Origin of the sequence: Sunxiuqinia rutila, assembly GCF_050589705.1 — a bacterium.
GTDB classification, from domain to species: domain Bacteria; phylum Bacteroidota; class Bacteroidia; order Bacteroidales; family Prolixibacteraceae; genus Sunxiuqinia; species Sunxiuqinia rutila.
In genome coordinates this window covers 182,920-202,774 of record NZ_JBNGOT010000001.1, presented here as the reverse complement: position 1 = coordinate 202,774, position 19,855 = coordinate 182,920, and the positions used below count along the sequence as shown (strand labels likewise).

15 protein-coding genes are annotated in these 19,855 nt (G+C 45.2%); 4 read left to right on the top strand and 11 right to left on the bottom strand.

Translation table 11 applies throughout. The annotated features are described in order from the left end of the window. Position 1 precedes the first annotated feature (1 nt). The gene (locus ACRD6K_RS00790; protein ID WP_430971676.1) at positions 2–463 is read right to left on the bottom strand and encodes a gliding motility lipoprotein GldH; all 462 of its coding nucleotides are present in this window, start codon (positions 461–463) and stop codon (positions 2–4) included. Next, positions 460–1,593 (bottom strand): PSP1 domain-containing protein, encoded by a 1,134-nt coding sequence (locus ACRD6K_RS00785; protein WP_430971675.1) that lies wholly within the window; start codon positions 1,591–1,593, stop codon positions 460–462. Before ACRD6K_RS00785 ends, ACRD6K_RS00790 begins: the two co-directional genes overlap by 4 nt. A 222-nt stretch (positions 1,594–1,815) precedes the next feature. Here ACRD6K_RS00785 and ACRD6K_RS00780 point away from each other — a divergent pair, with 222 nt between their 5' ends. Beyond that, positions 1,816–4,224 (top strand): PAS domain S-box protein, encoded by a 2,409-nt coding sequence (locus ACRD6K_RS00780; protein WP_430971674.1) that lies wholly within the window; start codon positions 1,816–1,818, stop codon positions 4,222–4,224. 20 nt (positions 4,225–4,244) lie between these two features. On the opposite strand, the gene ACRD6K_RS00775 is transcribed toward ACRD6K_RS00780, so the two are convergent. Continuing rightward, positions 4,245–5,369 (bottom strand): DNA polymerase III subunit, encoded by a 1,125-nt coding sequence (locus ACRD6K_RS00775; protein ID WP_430971673.1) that lies wholly within the window; start codon positions 5,367–5,369, stop codon positions 4,245–4,247. 212 nt (positions 5,370–5,581) lie between these two features. Between ACRD6K_RS00775 and ACRD6K_RS00770 the strand changes: the two genes are divergently transcribed. Beyond that, entirely contained in the window at positions 5,582–6,778 is a 1,197-nt protein-coding gene (locus ACRD6K_RS00770; RefSeq protein WP_430971672.1) for a phosphoglycerate kinase, read from the top strand. A gap of 217 nt (positions 6,779–6,995) precedes the next feature. Then, positions 6,996–7,451: a globin domain-containing protein gene (locus tag ACRD6K_RS00765; RefSeq protein WP_430971671.1), complete on the top strand. Its 456-nt coding sequence runs from the start codon at positions 6,996–6,998 to the stop codon at positions 7,449–7,451. Positions 7,452–7,495: 44 nt separating this feature from the next. Here ACRD6K_RS00765 and ACRD6K_RS00760 read toward each other — a convergent pair whose 3' ends face one another. From ACRD6K_RS00760 to ACRD6K_RS00750, 3 genes are all read right to left on the bottom strand, one after another. After that, entirely contained in the window at positions 7,496–7,993 is a 498-nt protein-coding gene (locus ACRD6K_RS00760) for a hypothetical protein (protein WP_430971670.1), read from the bottom strand. Between the two features lie 145 nt (positions 7,994–8,138). Then, positions 8,139–9,290: a TlpA family protein disulfide reductase gene (locus ACRD6K_RS00755; protein WP_299578363.1), complete on the bottom strand. Its 1,152-nt coding sequence runs from the start codon at positions 9,288–9,290 to the stop codon at positions 8,139–8,141. Positions 9,291–9,314: 24 nt separating this feature from the next. Continuing rightward, on the bottom strand, positions 9,315–9,770 hold the full coding sequence (locus ACRD6K_RS00750) for a helix-turn-helix domain-containing protein (protein ID WP_299578364.1): 456 nt from the start codon (positions 9,768–9,770) through the stop codon (positions 9,315–9,317). A 2,057-nt stretch (positions 9,771–11,827) separates the two neighbouring features. Here ACRD6K_RS00750 and ACRD6K_RS00745 point away from each other — a divergent pair. Continuing rightward, positions 11,828–12,253: a C-GCAxxG-C-C family protein gene (locus tag ACRD6K_RS00745; RefSeq protein ID WP_299581927.1), complete on the top strand. Its 426-nt coding sequence runs from the start codon at positions 11,828–11,830 to the stop codon at positions 12,251–12,253. A 95-nt stretch (positions 12,254–12,348) separates the two neighbouring features. Here the strand turns inward: ACRD6K_RS00745 and ACRD6K_RS00740 are convergent, their stop codons facing one another. From ACRD6K_RS00740 to ACRD6K_RS00720, 5 genes are all read right to left on the bottom strand, one after another. Next, positions 12,349–15,783: an efflux RND transporter permease subunit gene (locus tag ACRD6K_RS00740; RefSeq protein ID WP_299581924.1), complete on the bottom strand. Its 3,435-nt coding sequence runs from the start codon at positions 15,781–15,783 to the stop codon at positions 12,349–12,351. Positions 15,784–15,816: 33 nt separating this feature from the next. Then, entirely contained in the window at positions 15,817–16,965 is a 1,149-nt protein-coding gene (locus ACRD6K_RS00735; protein ID WP_299581921.1) for an efflux RND transporter periplasmic adaptor subunit, read from the bottom strand. A gap of 12 nt (positions 16,966–16,977) precedes the next feature. Beyond that, positions 16,978–18,324, bottom strand: a complete 1,347-nt coding sequence (locus ACRD6K_RS00730; RefSeq protein ID WP_430971669.1) for a TolC family protein — start codon at positions 18,322–18,324, stop codon at positions 16,978–16,980. After that, positions 18,314–18,937 (bottom strand): TetR/AcrR family transcriptional regulator, encoded by a 624-nt coding sequence (locus tag ACRD6K_RS00725; protein ID WP_299581916.1) that lies wholly within the window; start codon positions 18,935–18,937, stop codon positions 18,314–18,316. The genes ACRD6K_RS00730 and ACRD6K_RS00725 overlap by 11 nt, the downstream gene beginning before the upstream one ends. Positions 18,938–19,150: 213 nt before the next feature. Beyond that, a complete protein-coding gene (locus tag ACRD6K_RS00720) occupies positions 19,151–19,822 on the bottom strand; it encodes a 2-C-methyl-D-erythritol 4-phosphate cytidylyltransferase (RefSeq protein ID WP_430971668.1) in 672 nt (223 codons plus the stop codon). Positions 19,823–19,855: the final 33 nt, after the last annotated feature.

Sequence of the window (19,855 nt, the reverse complement as noted above, 5' to 3'; positions counted from 1 at the left end):
ATTAGTTTTGTTTTTCTACCCGCAGTCCTATATCATGAATTCCCTTCAACTGTTGGGCCCGCATGCCCTGACGAATGGCAAACCGGTATTCACCAGACTCGTCAAAATGAACATTTTTCCGATAGAGAAACTGGTTATCAAAAAGGTCTCCAATTCCGCTGCCCCGCCATTTTCCGGATTTTTCGGCCAGGATATACTCAACCGTATCGGTCAGCACCTTGCCCTGAGGCGAAACAATCTCCAGAAACAGCCAAATGTTACTGTTCGGGTAATTCCCCTTATTTCGAATATTGATGTAGACGTTATGACTGCTTCCGCTACTATCGACCGGCACCTGAAAACGGGCTGCCGAATCTTTATGCCAGCCCTCTTCGCCAATGAATTTATAATCTTCATACACCCGGTTGGCATCACAAGCCACAATCAATAAGATGATAGCAATTCCCCTCAGGATGTTTTTCATGATTTCTTCTTTGGTTGTCTGGAAGACTTATTTTTCGAGTACCGTTTTTTCTTCCGGTGACGTGGTTTGGGCTCGTCAAAGCGCGTCAAACTTTCCTCGACAATCACATCTTCAAAGCCTTTGGTCTTTTTAATGCCGTTATCAATTACCCCGTCCGAAAGTTTCTCAACCTTCTTACCTCTTTTATTCAGGCGAATCACTTCTTTGGCACGTTCAACCGAAACGGCCACCGGCGGCAGGCCTTTGTTGCCATTCATTCCGTAGTACAGAATACGGCTAAAGATATCCGATTTCTGAAAATAATAACGCCCTTCCTCGGTATCCAGCGGAACATTGCTTGGCGGGAAATCTTTCTGCGCATCAATGTACGCATCCACCTCGAAGTTCAGACAACACTTTAACTTTCCGCACTGTCCGGCCAGTTTTTGTGGGTTGAGCGAAATTTCCTGGTAGCGTGCCGCATTGGTTGTTACCGACACAAAATTGCCGATCCAGGTGGCACAGCACAGTTCACGTCCGCACGGCCCGATTCCTCCAATACGCCCGGCTTCCTGGCGAGCGCCAATCTGCTTCATTTCAATGCGTATCCGGAAGGTATCAGCCAGCACACGAATGAGCTGACGAAAATCAACCCGCTCATCAGCAATGTAGTAAAAGATCGCCTTCGTCCGGTCTCCCTGGTATTCCACATCACCGATTTTCATGTTCAGCTTCAGGTTGGCCGCAATTTTCCGGGCTTCAATCATGGTATTGTGTTCCAACGCCATGGCTTCGCGCCACTTGTCGATATCGACCGTTTTTGCTTTACGGTATACTATCCGAATGTCGCCATTGATCAGGGTAACCTTGTGCTTTTTCATTTGGTGTTTCACCAAAGCCCCCGTCAAAGACACAATGCCAATATCATGTCCCGGGTTTGCTTCCACAGCCACCAGGTCACCTGCTTTTAGCTTTAAGTTGTTAACATTTCGGTAATAATCTTTTCGTGTATTTTTAAATCGAACTTCAATGATGTCATCTTCTCCTGACTTATTCACCACATCATTCAACCAATCGTAAACCTCCAGTTTGGAACATGTTCCGGCAGATTTTTTACAACAGCCTCGCTCGATTGATAGTTGATCATCCATAGTTTAAGAATTTATGCCGGATCAGGTTAATCCGGAAGCAAAATATGCTTTATCGATACAAAAATAATTAATAATGCTGACAAACAAAGTGGTAGCGTCAGATGTCAAATAAGTAATGTGGCAGATAAAGTTAAAAAGCAGTCAGCACGCGAATTGAGTCTCTTAAAAAATAGCATTATTAGTCGAAATGAGTTAATTTAGATATCTGTTGTCGAAAAAAATATGGGTACAGAAAAGGAATATCAACGAACAATTCAGCTTCTCAAAAAGCAAATTGCTTTGTTAGAGCAGAAGCCGGACACTCCCATTAAAGGTCGTGAAATCAGTCCCCAAGCCTACACGTCCGCTTTCGAAGAACTTCCCTTGGCCTGCTCCTTGCATCAAATGCAATACGATAACAAACAAAAGCCCGTCGGTTTTACTACTTTGGCAGTAAACCAAGCCTTTGAAAAGACAACCGGCTTGACAAGCCAACAGGTGGTTGGACAGTCGGTTTTAGCTGTTTTTAAAGATTTCAACCCCATTTGGATCAATAAATTTGCCACTGCCGTTCAATCCGGGGAAAAGAAAAAATTCACCGAATTTTCGTTCGATTCAAAAACCTATTTTGATATCCAGGTCCATTCGTATCAGGCCGAATGTTTTGTGCTCACCCTGATTCAACCCTTAGGGATTGAAAAGCCCAGACAAAAACCCATTCACTTTTATGAGCGGGTAATGGAACACCTGCATGAAGGCATTTGGGTAACCGACAAACATGATAACATTTTCTTCGCCAACTCGGGCATAACCCTGAATACCGGCTCACTAAGTAAAGACCTGATTGGGAAGAATGTGTACGAATTCAAAAAAAAGCACCTGGGCAGCTTTCTGGACGATTACACCCGTGCCAAACAAAGCTTAAAGCCCTACAAATATGAAGCACAACTGATCACGCTTCAGGGCGAACCCGCCGCTTTAGCCGGCTGGCTGGTACCACTGATCAAAAATCACCGCTTTGATGGCATGATTTGTACCACACGCAACATTAGTGATGACAAGCGAAACCGTCAGCTGATTCGCGAAAGCGAAGAAAAACTGCGCAACATTATTGAGCATAGCACCAACGTTTTTTACTCCCACACCACCGACCATCTTTTAACCTACATCAGTCCGCAAATGAAGACCTTGCTGGGGTACACGCCCGAAGAAGCCATGGTGCGATGGACCAAGCTCACGTCAGACAATCCCATTAACCAACAAGGGTTTGAGCTGGTTGAAAAAGCGATCCGAACCGGAAAAATGCAAGAGCCTTATGAGTTGGAACTGCTTCACAAGGACGGGCACCGGGTGTGGGTTCAGGTGCACGAAGCCCCCGTGCTGACCAATGGCAAAACCAGCTCGATTGTTGGTGCACTGACAGACATTACCAAGCAACGGGAAATGCAACAAAGGCTGGTTGAAAACCAACAGGGTCTGCGACACTTGCTTTATGAATCGCCCATTCCGATTGCCGTTATCAGCAAGGAAGACGACATGGAGTACTTAAACCGGGAATTCTCCAACACCTTTGGCTATAGCACGCAAGATATTCCAAACGTAAAAGCCTGGTTTGAAAAAGCGTATCCCGACATAACTTACCGAAAAACCATGCAGCAACTGTGGCAGCAAAACGTCGTGGCTCCCAAAAAGCGTCCGGGCTCTAAACCTCCTTTCGAAGCCAACATCACCTGCAAAGATGGTTCAACCAAATTTGTGCAGATCCGATGGAGTTTCATCAGCGAAAAACTGGTTTTAATCCTGAACGACCTGACCGAACACAAGCGCTTGGAAGAACAGATTTTGTTTAAAAATGATGAACTGCAGAATGCGATGAACGAGTTGCAAAAGCTTAATCAGGAGCTACAAGTGGCCACGCAAAAAGCCAAAGAAAGTGACCAGCTAAAGTCGGCCTTCCTGGCTAACATGTCGCACGAAATTCGCACGCCCATGAATAGCATCATTGGCTTTTCAAGCCTGTTGTCCAATACCGATGCCACGCCTGAAAAACAACAACGGTACACCAGCTTCATTCAAAAGTCAGGCAACCACCTCCTGCGGATCATTGACGACATCATTGACATTGCCAAGATCGAATCCAACCAATTGAAAGTAGAGTTGAGCTATTTTTCAGTGGTTCCCTTTCTTCAAAACACCTACGATCACCATCGTCAAAGCTCCTTGTTTCAGGAAAAGTCCAATGTGAAGTTAAAGCTGAACCACAAGCTGGCCACCAAGTCCATTATCATTTTCACCGACCCCATTCGCTTAAAACAAGTGTTTGACAACCTGCTGACCAACTCCATCAAAAACACCAACGAAGGAGTCATTGAGTTCGGCATTTATGAATTGGAAGAAAACAGCATCACCTTTTATGTGGCCGACACCGGGATTGGGATTCCCGAGCAATTCAAGGAAGTCATTTTTAAACGGTTTACGCAGGTTCAATCCAAAACCATCAAGCCGGGAACCGGACTGGGATTAAGCATCATCAAGGGAATTACCAATTTGCTGGATGGTGAAATCTGGTTCGAGTCAACCGAAAATGTCGGCACAACCTTTTACGTCAAATTCCCTATTCTGCCTAAAGAACAAGCCAGCCGTAGGATGTAACGAACTCCCTGTCAGTTGTTTTATTTCCTGATTAGCTTGACAATTTTCAGAGACATGTCGGTGAAGATAATCCGCGGATTGCCGTTCATGGCGATATGCTGATAAGCTTTCTCCAGTTCTTCACTAATGGGAATAATATTGCGCTCATTAATAAAGGGTGAAAACCGCGAAGAAAAAGCCTGTTCTTCTTCGTGCATAAAAACCAACTCCGGATTTTTGAGGTTAAAAATGAAATTCTCGCGAATCAGTCCCATGGCGTATTGCAGAAAAATTTTCTGCCGCTCGCGGCCTATCCCCGAAACATTGTTGATCCATTCAAACAGCTCCATAAACTTACGGCCATACGAAAAGCGCATCAACTCCTTGAAGCGGTCCAGGTTGTAACGGGTGCTTTCGTTCAAGTCGAGCAGGTTTATGGCCTGGCGGTAATTTCCGCGGCTCAGGTGCACCAGGTTGTCCACATCTTTCCCGGCGACTCTGGGCAGTTGTTCGATGGCTGCTTTCATCGGTTCGGCCTGAATGCCTGGAATTTTAATCAGCTGGCAGCGCGACCGAATGGTGGAAATAATTTCTTCTTCGCTTTCAGTAACCAGTAAAAACAAGGTTTTCACCGGCGGCTCCTCAATCATTTTCAACAATTTGTTGGAACAAGCCACATGCATTTTCTCCGGCATCCAGATGATCATCACCTTGTACTCGCCCTCAAACGACTTCAAGTTCAGTTTCCGAATGATCTCCTCGCTTTCATGCGCATAAATCAGTCCCTGCGCATTCTCAACACCAATAAAGTTGAACCAGTCTTCCAGGTTGAAATAGGCCTTCTCCAGCACCAGCTTTCGCCATTCGGCCAAAAAGTTATCGCTCACCGGCTCTTTAAACTTGGGCGTTTTCACTACCGGAAACACGAAATGCAAATCGGGATGGATCAGCTTGGCGTACTTCTTACACGACGAACACTGGCCGCACGAATCGCCGGCTTGCTTATCCAAACACGAAACATATTGGGCATACGCCAAAGCCAGCGCCAGCTTCCCCGAACCTTCGGCCCCGGCAAACAATTGCGCATGACTAATGCGTTCTTCCCTGACCGACTGAATTAATCTTTTTTTGGTGGCATCCTGCCCAATAACGTCACGAAAAAACATAGGCTACTTTTAGTGCAAACAAAAATAATAAAACCTGCCGCCTTTACCGCTTATTTTCACGGAAGTTTCCAAATATCTTACCCCGTTTCGCTCCCCTTCAACCAAGTTTACCTCTGCATTAATAATTCTTTATTAAGCCGATACAGCAAACTTTAAAAACGATCTTTTTCGTATCTTTGAGAACGATTTTTAAGAAACTAAAAAATACAATTATGCAGACTATTGAAACCTATGATTTCGCAGGTAAAAAAGCACTGATCCGTGTGGATTTCAACGTGCCTTTAAATGAAAATTTCGAAATCACTGACGATACCCGTATGCGTGCTGCCTTGCCAACCATTAAAAAAGTGATTGAAAAAGGTGGTTCTCCGATTATCATGTCTCACCTTGGCCGTCCGAAAAGCGGACCAGAAGATAAATTCTCTCTGAAACACTTGGTTGCTCACTTGTCGGAGTTGCTGGACGGAGCCACTGTTAAAATTGCTCCCGATTGTATTGGCGACGAAGCCAAAGCCATGGCTGCCGATTTGAAACCAGGTGAAGTGTTGATTCTGGAAAACCTGCGTTTCCACAAAGAAGAAACAGCCGGTGACGAAGAATTCGCTAAAAAACTAGCTGAAAACGGCGACTGCTGGATCATGGAAGCTTTTGGTACTGCGCACCGTGCACACGCCTCAACAGCGGTTATCGCCAAGTTCTTCCCCAACGACAAATTGTTCGGTTATTTGGTGGACAGCGAAGTAGCCAGCCTCGACAAAGTGGTGGCTAACCCACAACGCCCAATGACTGCCATTATGGGAGGTGCTAAAGTTTCTACAAAAATTACCATCATCGAAAACATGTTGAACAAAGTGGACAACCTGATTATCGGTGGAGGTATGATCTTTACTTTCGTGAAAGCCATGGGTGGTAACATAGGTTCTTCTCTTTGCGAAGACGAATACTTAGAATTGGCTAAAAGCATTATTGAGCAAGCCAAAGCCAAAGGCGTAAACCTGGTGATTGCATCGGACTGCGTAGCAGCTGATAAATTTGCGGCTGATGCCAACACAGAAGTTTGTCCTGCCGGCGACATCAAAGAAGGCTGGATGGGCTTGGACGTAGGTCCTGACACCATTGCTACATTCAACGAAGTAATCAGCAACTCAAAAACAGTTCTTTGGAATGGTCCTGCCGGAGTATTCGAAATGGAGAAATTTGCTGAAGGAACCAAAGTAATTGGTGACGCCGTAGTAGAAGCCACTAAAAAAGGTGCTTTCTCTCTTGTTGGTGGTGGCGACTCAGTAGCTGCTGTTAACAAATTCGGTCTTGCTGATGGTGTTTCTTACATCTCAACAGCTGGTGGTGCGTTGTTGGAATACTTAGAAGGAAAAGTGCTTCCTGGTATTGCAGCTGTTCGCGGCGAATAAGCCAGTTACAGCAAGCGGTGGTGTGCAAACACAAACCCCATCTTGAACAAACAAGAAACCACAGATAAAAACAGGCCCGGAGATTTTTTCTTCGGGCTTTTTTTGTGCTTCAGCCGGTGCTTCCTGCAAGCCGGAATTGAACATTCAGCGGGTGAAAATGGTTGTTGCGTATAGAAATTGAGAATAACCATTACCCGATAGCACAAGCAAGAAAGACATGGAGCTGAAGATAGACCGAATGACGTTTGGCGCACGCCCAAACCAATACATGCCCGACCTGGAACTGTACCAACACCTGGGCGAAGAAGGCGTACGTAAAATGGTGAATGACCACTACGACCTGCTGGTTCAAAGCAGCATCAAACACCTGTTTCCAACCAACCCCGTGGGACTGGATGCCGCCAAAGAACGGTCGGCCGACTTCTTTGTTCAGCGGCTGGGTGGCCCCGACTACTTCAACCAACACCGCGGAAAACCCATGCTGGTGCGGCGACATCTACCCTTTAAGATTACGCCCGACGCCCGTATCGTGTGGCTGGAGTGCTACCGCGAAGTGCTGCTGAAACTGGAAGCTCCCGAGCATTTAATTGTCGCCTTCTGGAAATACCTGCACGACTTCTCCAACTGGATGGTGAACACCCCCGACGGGTCCTTCTCGCTCCCCAAGCAATAAGAGTAACAGACGTGGCTTGGTTGGCGCCTTTGGCGAGTTCGGCTTTACGAGTCCTTGCTGGCGGAAGATAGTTTTCGTAATTGTTCGTTGAGCGCTTTCCTCATGTCAGCATGGTTCGAACTGATTATCATTCCATAGATCAAAACGCCGATTGCTGTGGTTACCATCCCTACAGTGGTTGACATGGCAAATGCAGGCAAGAAAATTAGCACCCCAAAAACCAGGAACATCAGAATACTCCAAAAGGGAATTTCGTAGTTACAATCAATTTGTAATTCATTGCTTGAGTTTTGAGTAGTCACAACACCTTTGGCCAATATTTCGGTTCTAAACCCGCGAGCTATTGGCCGGTATAAATAAAGCGAAAACGTATTGTTTTTCTTTCGGCCTCCAAATACATTGTCATGATTACCATCAAAGGCATTGGTGTAGCTGATTTCAGGGTTCATGTGCTGCCCAACGGTTATGCCATTCAGTTTTGTCCAGAACTCCTCGGTGGATATCCCTTTTAGCTGGAAGCTTTGAGAACTAAGTTTAATCATTTTCAATTTGTATGAATGGATTCCAATCCTGTTTCTTTCGTTAGTAGCTGCTCACTAAGAAATTGGCTTGGCTACATTATCCGATAGCGGTTCGGATACGGGGCATTTTAATGCATTATTACAGCGCGTTAGCGGTAGTTATTTCTTATCCTTGCATCAACTCATCTAATTTATCATAGAAATCTTGTGATTCTCCTTCATATATTTTTACAATATTTCCTTCTTTATCAATGATAATTTTTGTTGGATACACTTGAATATCGTATAGCTTTTCAAAATCCTTTTCAGGGTTGTTTAAAAGCTGAGTCCATTGTAAACCCTCTCTTTTGATAAATTTCTCCCACACTGATTTTTTGTCTTTACAAGCAATTCCTACAAATTCAACTTTGGTTCTGTATTTATTATAATAGGTCCGCATTTTAGGAAATCCTTTTACACATCCACCACACCATGTCCCCCAAAAATCTAAAACAACATATTTGCCTTTTAAGTCGGATAAATTAAAAGTACTTCCATCTATAATATTAGGAGCTAGCTTCCCTGCTTTTGTTTGCTTATAAACATTTGCTCTTTCTTGCAAAATTTTTCCTTGGTACGTTGCTAAAACATTTTCTCCAAGTGTAGGCAAATACTTCATTATGGTGTCCTTATGTTGCTTTCCTAAATATGTAGCACTAAGTGTTTGGTTTGGATTTTTAACAACATATTCCAACCTTTTATTTGCATACTCACGTCTAATATTGTTAAACTCTCTCTGTGCTGAATCAAGTACGGTTTTATTTGAATTGTTAAACCTCAAACTATCAACAAGTATTGCGAGTTGAGTTTCTTTTTCCAGAATATGTAAATTATTAGCTCTTAATTTTGATGATTCAGATGCAATATTATTACCGGTGATAAGATAATCTATTGAATAATCTCGTAAAGAACCATTAATAGCAATCTCTTCATTTGGTGCAATATCAAAATCAATAAGCTTTGAACGCATCCATAAGGGTTTCCCACTAGCTCTTTGAAAAAACATATTTCGTGTTATTAGTCTACCTCCACCAGGTTTATCAAGTTTTACATTGAAACTAAATTTACCATTGACAACCAATAACAATTTAAAGAATATTTCACCTCCAGAATTATTTCCACCATTTACCAAAGCCAATCGGGTTCCTAGCCCTTCAATTTCTCCTTTTATGCTACAATTGCCAATTCTATTATTTATTGTGGAAGCAATTACTGCTAAAACAATTAAGCTTGCGAAAATTATTAGAAATATTTTAGCTATCTTTTTTATTCGTTTCACTTTGCTAGAGTTCGTTAGACTTGATTATTTATTCTTTTTCTCAATATAATTACCAATTACTAAACCGATTGATCCAAATAGAATGGTAATTGCAAGTGCTAACATTCCTTCATGGTTTTTCTCTGGCACGAGTTGCATTATCATTATTAATACTCCCACGAGAAAACCCAAAGCTCCTCCAATGAAAGTAAAACCGAAAAGATACCATGGAAATCTTATTTTAAATCTTTGTAGCTTACTTTCAACTAGCCCAATTGTATCTGTTCTTTCCCCAAGAGGAATAGTGCTGAAGTAATCAGGTGCAACATCTAATGAAGACGTAATAGTTCTTAGCGTGCTACCTCTCGGTACACTTTCTCCACTTTCAATTCTTTGTATTGTTCGTAAGCTAACACCTGTTTTTTCACTAAGTTCTTCTTGAGATAAGCCCTTAGTCTCTCTTAATTCTTTTATTCTATAATGTGTATTCATATTAGTCATATGTTTGATTTTGGAGCAAATATAAGTGCAGTCTTAGAAACAGATTGCGCCAAAAACATTATATTTCTACGTCATTGATAATGTCATAATTTGACGTAGTTACGACATAGAAATATCGCTGAAATGACATGCTTTGACATAACCCATAGCTCACGGGCTATTATAAATGCCCGCCAACGTCTGTGTATATTAACCAGGTACATCTGTCCCGCTATTAGTTGACTTGTTTTTTTTCACTATTGAAAATCGTTTTGCTATCTCGGATTGAAAAGCGGAGGAGGCTGGTGTTTGAATTCATATTCTTAGGTTTCGTTCTTTTTCGATTTCGCCGATTAAGTTATAAAAATTTACAAAATGTATGTACGAATAAGCAACTTTTTATTTTCATTCTAAATAACTGATAATCTTTATGGAGCATTTTCTATTTAACACCTCAGGGGGGTACCTCCGAGGTACCCCCCCCCCACCTCAAACATGACTCGAGTTACCTCTGAGGTGACTGCAGTCGGTTCCGACCTGACTCGACTTACCTTCGGGGTGACTGCAGTTAGTTCTGACCTGACTCAATTCATCCAAAAGGTGACTGAAGTCGGTAAAAAGATGCGAAGAGTTACCTCCAAGCTGACTGAAGTCAGTTCCCGCATGACTCGAGTTACCTCCAAACAAACTACAGTCGGCAAAAACAGGCAACAAGTCACCAAAATGGGAACTGAAGTCGGGTTACCAAAAAGTGAGCAGATGAGACAGGCAGTAGGCAGCAAGGTGATCTCCCATGCTCTTTACCGCTAGTCAACTTAGGTACTCCGGAACTTTTATAAACCCAATTCCCCAACTTCACCGCCAGGTGAAAAGGACGGCCTACGAGGGTTTTGAAACCGGAAACAAGGGAAGGAATCCGCGCGGGCCCTGCTAAGAAAACCTTGTTTGACGACCAACGGGAGGAGTTGGTTTTCGGGGAGTGACCGACCCGTAGTTTTCGTTCAAAAGCATCGTCCGCCTTGATCTTTTCGTTCTTTTGGATCAAACCAAAAGGACAAGTTTTCTTAATGCTGACAACAGTCATCTTAACCGCAAAGAACGCAGAGAAAGCGCGAAGAGAGGGACACACGAGATCACGAAGTCACGAACGTACGAACTCAGGAACGAAAAATCACTTCCTTTTGCGTTGAGCGAAAGGACTCCTCCTGACCAAGAGGAGAAAGAAATAGCTGGAATTCAAGGCAAACACACGAACGTACAAAGGCCGAAGCTGACAAAATCCAATTCCCCAACTTCACCGCCAGGTGAAAAGGACGGCCTACGAAGGTTTTGAAACCGGAAACAAGGGAAGGAATCCGCGCGGGCCCTGCTAAGAAAACCTTGTTTGACGACCAACGGGAGGAGTTGGTTTTCGGGGAGTGACCGACCCGTAGTTTTCGTTCAAAAGCATCGTCCGCCTTGATCTTTTCGTTCTTTTGGATCAAACCAAAAGGACAAGTTTTCTTAATGCTGACAACAGTCATCTTAACGGCAAAGAACGCAGAGAAAGCGCGAAGAGAGGGACACACGAGATCACGAAGTCACGAACGTACGAACCTAAGAACCAAAAAGCACCTTCCTTTCGCTATAGCCAAAAGTCGATTGTTTGGCTCAGGCCCATTTCCCCGCCTGACAGGGAGGGGTGTCCACGACTTGTCGGTGACGGGGTGGTCAAAATCAGCAACAAAGAAGGAAGCGGACTATTTCTGAATTGACAACAAAACCACCTCGTCACCGGTAAACCGGTGACACTCCTCCTTGCCAAAAATGGAGGAGAAAAGAGCGCATCGGTGAACGGTAGCCCACAACCCGACTGCATCGGAAGGTCCTGTCAGCGTTTAATCGAAACCGACAACTTCTGACCAGTAACAGATCCTGAAACAAGTTCAGGAAGACGCTCAAAGCGGATAACCGAAGTCACAAATGCATGAAGTTACGGAACTGAAAACTGACAACTGCCAACTGAAAACGCTTTACCGCCAACGAACACCCTCCGGTTTTCGCAATTCTGCGTATCTTTAACAGCAAATCCACACGTCATGAAAAAATCGACCCTTGCTCTACAGAAGTTTCCCTCCTACAACTGTTCTCAATCCGTATTTTCCAGTTTTGCCGATGAGCTGGGACTGGACGAAACCACCGCCCTCAAGCTGGCCAGCGGTTTTGGCGGCGGCATGGCTTGTGCCGAAACCTGTGGTGCTGTCACCGGATCGTACCTGGTTATTGGCATGAAGCACGGGCACAGCAGCACCGATCTGCTGGAAAAACATCGCACCAAAGAGTTGATTCTGAAATTCAATGCCCGCTTTAAAGCCCGTCACGGCTCACTGATTTGCAAAGAACTGATTGGCTGTGACATCTCCACACCCGAAGGACAAGTAAAAGCCAAGGAGAAAGATGCCTTCAAAGAGTTTTGTCCGCATTTTGTAGCCACCGCCTGCGACATTCTGGAAGAAGATTTTTAGCAGCAGCCATGCTTGTTCTGACAAAAGCTTTTCCGTGTTGCAAAAAAAGAGCCTCACACAATTGTGAAGCTCTTCCATGGATTTTTTAAATGAACTTATTCTGAAACCTTTTTCGGTTGATTTTCTTCCGGCAGCACGCCCAGCATCTTTTTAATGCGGAAGTTGATCCGGATGGTCAGCATGTACATCACCGGTGCAATCAGCAAGGTGAGGAAGGTTGCAAAGCTTAAGCCAAAGATCACCGTCCACGACATGGGTCCCCAAAAGGCCGTACTTTCACCACCCAACGAGAAGTCGGGTTCAAAATGCGTATACAGCGTCAGGAAATCGAAGTTTAACCCGATGGCCAGCGGGACAAGCCCCAACACCGTCGTAATGGCTGTTAAAAGCACGGGGCGCAATCGGGTTTTACCAGCCGTCACCAGGCAGTCAACCTCATCTTTCACCGACAGGAAAACCCCTTCACTATAGCCCAGCTCTTCCCTTTTTTTCTGCCGCATCAGATCAATGTAGTCAATCAATACAATGCCGTTGTTCACCACAATACCTGCCAGCGAAATAATTCCAATACCGGTCATGATAATCACAAATTCCATTTTGAAAACGGCCAGACCAAGGAACACCCCGATGGTACTGAACAAGACCGTAATCATAATAATCATGGGGCGGATGAAGGAATTAAACTGGGTGACCATAATCAACCCAATAAGAGCGACAGCCACCAGCAAGGCAAAAATCAAGAACTCACTGCTTTCGTCCTGCTCCTGCTGCTCGCCGGTAAAGGCATAATTATAGCCCGAAGGCATTTCATACTCGGCCAGCACCTGTCGGATCCGGTCGTTCACTTCGTTGGAATTGTAGCCTTCCGTCACATTCGAACTGATGGTGAGCACCCGCTTATGATCGATGCGGTTCACCTTGTCGTAGGTGGATGAGTACTCAAAATCGGCCACGGCCGAGATCGGGATTTTGTTCCCCTCCACCATCAACTTCTGATTCATCAAGGTAGACACATCGTTCCGGTACTCTTCTTTCAGTCGAATAAAAATATCGTATTCATCTTCTCCGTCTTTAAAGTCACCCACATCGTAACCATAGAGCGAGTTACGCAAAGTCATGGCCACTTCCTGGGTCGACAGCTCGTAACGACGGGCTTTATCCCGGTCCACCTTAATCAACATTTCCGGCTGATGCACATTGATATCCAGCTTCAGCTCATCAATCCCCGGAATGTTATCTTCGTTAATCATGGACATGAAATCGTCGGTGATCTTGATTAAGGTTTCAAAGTCATCACCCGACACTTCAATATTAACATCAGCCCCAACGGGCGGCCCGTTCTCTTCCTTCTCTACAAAAATTTTAGCCCCCACAAAACCAGACAGATTGGCCGACAGCTCCTGCATAATTTTGGAGGTGTTGATGCCATCGCGCAGCTTATATTCCTCAAATGAAATAGAAGTCAGCGATTTATTGGGGCTTTGATCGTTTTCAAACATCCCGCCTTTGCCGTTCCCCACCGAGGTGGTCACCGACTTCACAATTTTCATGTACGGCTCAATGGTTTCATTAATAATCGTCTCCACCCGCCGCGATACTTCATCGGTCCGATCAATGGAGGTTCCGAGCGGCAATTCCATCGTTACATAAATGGTTTGCGGATCGGTATCGGGGAAGAAGACCACATTGGGCTGCCGGATATCGTAAAATTTAATGGACGCAATAAGCAACAGGAAGGTCCCGATGAAGTAGTACAAGGGCTTTCTACCACTCAATGCAAACCGTAACTGCCCTTCGTAAAAATTCTCCAGCCACACCAAAAAACGGGTTTGAAACCAACGCGCCACCGGCCGAAACACAAGCAGGTTGAGCACCATCAGCAAGGCCACTGTCAGTAAAATATTTCCCAGCAAATAGATTTTAGAAACGTAGAAAACAACCGAGACTGCAGCCAGAATAGCTGCTTTCTTTGAGGTCTTTTTCCAGTCCATCTTCACCCGGATATCATCGATCTTCATAAACCGGGCAATGAAAGGCGGGTTAAGCACCAGCGCCACAAACAGGGACGAGGCCAGCACCACAATCAGGGTGCGGGGCAAAATGCTCATAAACTCGCCGACAATTCCCTCCCAAAACATCAGCGGGAAAAAGGCAGCCAGCGTGGTGAGTGTGGAAGTGATAATGGGGTAAGCGATTTCGCTCACGCCCTTTTTAGTGGCTTTCAGGGTTGAATAGCCCAGGCCGTGCAAGCGATACACATTTTCAACCACCACAATGGCATTGTCCACCAACATCCCCAAGGCTAAGATCAGACCGTACAGTACCATCGAGTTCAGGGTGACTCCCGACTGGTCGAGAATGATAAAAGACAAAAACATGGACATGGGAATGGCCAGACCTGAAAACAACGCATTGCGGAACCCCAGGAAGAGGAACAACACAAAAATCACCAGAATCATTCCCATGATGATGCTGTTCTCCAGGGTGGCAATTTCATTTTCAATGTAGGTCGACATGTCATCGGTCACAATAATCTCCAGGTTACGGGGCAGGTAGCCATTATCGACCTGGTCTTTCAGTATCTGGTTGATTTTTGAAGTGGCCTCCAAAATGTTGGCCCCGCTTTTCTTAACCACGGCCAGCGTAACCACCGGCTTGTTGTCCAGCCTCGAAATGGTTGACTTCTCTTTGTAGCCATCCACCACCTCGGCCACATCGCGCACATACACCTCTTTCCCTTCATTCAGTTTGATGATGGTATTCCGAATCTGATCCATGTTGGTGTAATCGGCATCGGTACGCACCACCCGGCGGGTTTTATCGGCTGTAAATTCGCCGGCTCCAATCGTGACATTCTCCATCTGCAGAGCCAGCGCAATATCGTTGTAGCTCACGCCACGGGTTTCCATTTTGTAGGGATCTACATTCACCTGAATTTCCCGGTCATCAATCCCCCGGATGGTTGCTTCCGAAATTTCGGACAGACTTTCAAACTCATCCTGAAGAAGCTCGGCATACTCTTTCAGCTCCCGCATGCTGAAATCGCCCGAAATATTGACGTTCAGAATCGGGAACTCTGCAAAGTCCAAATCCATCACCAGGGGGTCATCTTCCAAGTCGCCGGGCAAGTCTGAACGTGCTTTGTCCACATTGTCCTTGGTGTCCTGCAAGGCCTGTTTAATCTCAACATTGGTGTTAAATTCCACCACAATGGTACTCACATCCTGGTAGGAAGCCGAAGACACTTTGGTGACCCCGTCCATCCCTTTCAGCTCCTGCTCAATGGGACGGGTGATGAGGTTTTCGATATCTACCGGCGAGTTTCCCGGGTAAACGGTTTGCACAAAGATGTAAGGAATCACAATCTCGGGAAACGATTCGCGTGGCATCTGGTTGTAGGAAAACAGTCCGAAAACAACCAGCATGAAGGTCAGAATATAAACCGTTGTTTTATTTTTCAAGGCCAGGTAAACCGGACCAAATTTCCGGTGTATCTGTTCCGTATTTTCCCCTTTTTTAACTTTATCCATGTTTGTGTTTTTTGCAACGATACATTCTGATCATTAATTGGCATGTAAAACAGTTCCGTCCACCACCTGGCTAAAGCCTTCGGCAATGACATGCTCGCCCGCATTCAGACCTCCAAGGACTTCGGACATGTTGTTGTCCGACATTCCCGGCTCGATGTAAACCTTTCGGGCCACCAGCTGGTCCTCTTCATTGCGGGCAACAAAGGTGTAGTTGCCCTTAAAGTCTTCCTTAATCAACAGCGATGGAATAACGATGGCCTCTTCAGCCACATAATCGCGCAGGGTAACAACGGCATCCAGGTTGGGCTTGATCAGGTTATCCTTGTTCTGAAGATCAATCCGGACCCGGAAAGTCCGGTTGTTCGGATCGATGTAATTTCCGATCATCTGCACCTTGGTCTTCCGGCTTTGACCAATAGCCGGGAAATAAACCTGTACGTCATCGCCTTCACTTATTTTGGTGAGGTAGGACTCGGCCACATCGGCATACACTTTTATTTTCTGAATGTTGACCAGCTTGGCAAAAGGCACCTGCGGACTGGCTATTTGCCCTTGCTTTTGGTAAATCACATCAATCACTCCATCAACCGGCGCGGTAATGGTCGACATGCTTTTCTGTGCTTTTAAGCCCTGCAGCTGTTTCTCCAGCGCGTCTTTAGCTGATTTGGCCTGCAGGAACTGCAACTCTGAACCAATATTCTGATCCCACAAATTCTTTTGCCGCTCGAAAGTTGTCCGGGCCAGTTCGAGGTTAATCTCCACCTCATCAATGGTGCGCTCAATCGGCTCCGAGTTCAGTGTGGCCAAAACGGTTCCTTTCGACACGCGATCTCCTTCCTGAACCTGGATTTCCAGAATCTGTCCGGAACCTTCGGGGCTGACATTCACCTCCTGATCGGCTTCCACACTTCCGGAAACCTCGATGAAATGCTCAAACATCTGCGGCTGAAGCTCGGAAAGCACCACCTGTATTTTCTCTACTTCCAGGCTGTCCTTCAATTCTTTTTCAAGTTCGGCTATCTTGAGTTCCAGCTCATGCATTTGCTGCTTGTATTCAACCAGCTGCGCCTGCTTGGCTTGGGTATCCTCTGCATTTCCGGCTGAACAGGAAGCCAAAACAATCACGGCCAAAAGAGCAGCAAGCTGGGGTATCAATTTTATGTTTCTAACTAGTCGGTTCATCGTGTTTTGTGTTTAAAGTTTTCCAATCGCTTTGTCTAAGGTTATTTTTGAATTCAACAGCTGAATGACCGAGGCCACCCAAGCCGCCTGGGCCTGAATATACTGGGTCTCCGTTTGCGAAAGCTCCACGCTGCTGCTTATTCCGTTGTTGTATTTGACCGTTGTCTTGTCGTAAATCCTGCGTGCCAGTTGCTTGTTGTCTACATCATTTCTAAACTGATCCACCGCACTTTCCACATCGGCCACGGCAGTCAGGTAATCCTTCTGCAGGGTTTGTTCGGCCAGTTTCTGTTCATTTTCGGCTTGCTGGTAAGCAAACTGAGCCTGCTTCACCTTGGCCATTTGCTGACCTGCCGTAAAAATCGGCACTGAAATGTTCAGGCCTACCATGGAGGATTTAAACCACGGAACACTGCTTTTAAACAAGTTGGCACTGTTTCCGTAGGCCGTTTTCGACCAGTTATAAAAACCACTGATGTTGGGCAAATAAGCGGACTTCGCCAGCTTCAGTTCTTTCATGCTCAGCTGACGCTGCGTATCCAGCATCCGAAAATCGATGTGCGAAGCATAGTCAAAACCGCCAACTGCTTCCTGCTGTTCCAGCAAGGGATTGATGAAGCCATCTAAGGAGTCCGTCAGTTCAATACGCGACTCCACGTCAACGCCCATGGTGTATTTCAGCACCATGCGTGCCACGCGGATTTCACGCTCTGCCTTCAGTATTTCATTCTCTGCTTTCTGCACCAGTAAACGCATTTGATCCACGTCCTGCTCTTCCGAAAAACCATTCTCATACAAAGCGCGGGTATCACTGAGCAGCTTTTGCGAATTGACAAGGTTTTCGTTCATCACCAGCAGGTTTTCTTCGGCAGCCAGCACCATAAAATAGGACTGAGCCACAGCATGCTTTATTTCGATTTCAGTCTTTTCCTTGGTTTGAGTAGCCATCTGCAAATACACTTTAGCCGAGCCGACCCCAACAATGTAAGAGCCATCAAAAATGAGCTGGTTGACGGTAAATCCAAAATCGGAGTTATAGTCTTGTCCAAATTTCACCGGGATATAGGTTCCGGCTTCTTCGCCAAAAAACTCACCCGGAATAAGCGAAACCGGCAGGTTCAGAAACTTGGTGTAGTTGGCTTCACCGGTGATTTGAGGCAAACCGATGGCAATGGTTTCCCACACTTTTTTACGGGCCGCCAGCACATCCAGGCTACTGTTTTGAATGACAAAAGAGTTCGTAAGCGCATAGTCCTGTGCTTCCGTCAGGCTAAACTTAAGTTCATCCTGCGCCCTCAAGGTGCCTGTCCATAGCAGCAGCAAAAGCAGGGATACAAGCTGTTTTGTCTTAGTTTTCATTCTGAGCATTGTTTAATTGTTGTTTATAGTATTTCAAGCCTTTTTCGGTACAAATACCATGAAAATGATAATCAATCACCTGGTCAAACAGACGAATGTCCCGCACCTCTTCTTCCGAGAAGATTTCATGATCGGGATTAAACACCAGCAGGAAACGCCCAACGGAAATACGCGCTACAAAATCATTATCCACCTCTTCGCGAAATAAGCCTTCAGCTTTCCCCTGCTCCATAATGGAAAGGTTGTCCTGGTAGATTCGTTTTCGCTTGTATTCCGTTATCTTCTTGTACTCCTTGGGATAGCCCTTCCGCAGGTCGTATTCCATATTGTTGTGAACCAGATCGAGCATATTGTTGATGTGTTCTCGAATCCAGAAAACCCGGTCAATCGCATTCAACCCTTTGTTTTCCTCACAATGAAAAGCTTCATCTTTCATTAAAAAGTTGGTCACCACCTCACCCACTAAATCTGCCTTATCTTTAAAATACAGGTAAACGGTCTTTTTAGACATCCCCAACTCCGCCGCCACATCATCCATTGTTATGCTTCGGATTCCATGGCGCATGTACAATTGGGCAACCTGTTTCAAGATGTATTCTTTTTTGTTTTCCATGCCTTAACAAATATAAGCTTCTGACAATGAAGGAAACTAAAATAACAAATTTAGTTTCCATGGTTTACACAGAAATAACATCAGCCTATAAAGATTGTTTTCATGCCGGGAACAAAACTATTTCATTGCAGCAAGTTTACCGGACTGCAATCGGCGAATGCCGATATAAATCGAGGAATGGGGTGTAAATGCCTGTTGAAGGAACCAGGTCGATCAGGGCAATTTATTCAGCAGGGTTTCGGCCAGCAAAAGATCAACCGGCGTGGTAATTTTAATGTTCTCAGGATTCCCATCCACCAAATGAATGGAAATGCTAGCAGCTTCACACACCGAGGCATCGTCAGTGAAAAAAGCCTGCTCTGGTTGTTGGTAAGCTAATTGAATAATTGAAGTTTGAAAGGTTTGTGGAGTCTGCACCAAGCGAAACTGGCTGCGATCGACATGCCGGCTTGAGTCTTCAGTCACTTGTCGCAGCGACTCAACAACCGGGGCAACCGGCAAGGCATTGCCTTTTTCCACTGCCAGCTGAAAACAGTTAGACAAGGTTTGATGCGAAACCAAAGGGCGAACTCCGTCATGAATAAAAACAATGCCTTCTTCCTTGATCGCACCCAAGCCGTTTTTGACGGATTGAAATCGCGTTTGTCCACCCTTCACCAATTGAACATCGGGAGTAAACGCATACTCCCGGCACAAGGCATGCCATCGTCCAAATTGATTTTCGGGCAACACAAGTGTAAGCTCGATTCCAGGATCAAAATCCAGGAAACGCTGAATGGTCCAAAACAGGATGGGCTTACCCGCTAGTAAAATAAACTGTTTGGGAACCTCTGCTCCCATTCTTGCACCAACACCTCCGGCAACGATTAAGGCAAACTTTTTCATACATCAGAATGTTAAAAGCAAAAGTAGCATTCA

Excerpts from the sequence above, each read along its gene's own strand:
- ACRD6K_RS00750 (WP_299578364.1), bottom strand. The coding sequence starts at position 9,770 with ATGACTAATATGAATACACATTATAGAATAAAAGAATTAAGAGAGACT.
- ACRD6K_RS00780 (WP_430971674.1), top strand. The coding sequence starts at position 1,816 with ATGGGTACAGAAAAGGAATATCAACGAACAATTCAGCTTCTCAAAAAG.
- ACRD6K_RS00740 (WP_299581924.1), bottom strand. The coding sequence starts at position 15,783 with ATGGATAAAGTTAAAAAAGGGGAAAATACGGAACAGATACACCGGAAA.
- ACRD6K_RS00735 (WP_299581921.1), bottom strand. The coding sequence starts at position 16,965 with ATGAACCGACTAGTTAGAAACATAAAATTGATACCCCAGCTTGCTGCT.
- ACRD6K_RS00745 (WP_299581927.1), top strand. The coding sequence starts at position 11,828 with ATGAAAAAATCGACCCTTGCTCTACAGAAGTTTCCCTCCTACAACTGT.
- ACRD6K_RS00790 (WP_430971676.1), bottom strand. The coding sequence starts at position 463 with ATGAAAAACATCCTGAGGGGAATTGCTATCATCTTATTGATTGTGGCT.
- ACRD6K_RS00775 (WP_430971673.1), bottom strand. The coding sequence starts at position 5,369 with ATGTTTTTTCGTGACGTTATTGGGCAGGATGCCACCAAAAAAAGATTA.
- ACRD6K_RS00730 (WP_430971669.1), bottom strand. The coding sequence starts at position 18,324 with ATGAAAACTAAGACAAAACAGCTTGTATCCCTGCTTTTGCTGCTGCTA.
- ACRD6K_RS00760 (WP_430971670.1), bottom strand. The coding sequence starts at position 7,993 with ATGATTAAACTTAGTTCTCAAAGCTTCCAGCTAAAAGGGATATCCACC.
- ACRD6K_RS00765 (WP_430971671.1), top strand. The coding sequence starts at position 6,996 with ATGGAGCTGAAGATAGACCGAATGACGTTTGGCGCACGCCCAAACCAA.
- ACRD6K_RS00785 (WP_430971675.1), bottom strand. The coding sequence starts at position 1,593 with ATGGATGATCAACTATCAATCGAGCGAGGCTGTTGTAAAAAATCTGCC.
- ACRD6K_RS00725 (WP_299581916.1), bottom strand. The coding sequence starts at position 18,937 with ATGGAAAACAAAAAAGAATACATCTTGAAACAGGTTGCCCAATTGTAC.
- ACRD6K_RS00720 (WP_430971668.1), bottom strand. The coding sequence starts at position 19,822 with ATGAAAAAGTTTGCCTTAATCGTTGCCGGAGGTGTTGGTGCAAGAATG.
- ACRD6K_RS00770 (WP_430971672.1), top strand. The coding sequence starts at position 5,582 with ATGCAGACTATTGAAACCTATGATTTCGCAGGTAAAAAAGCACTGATC.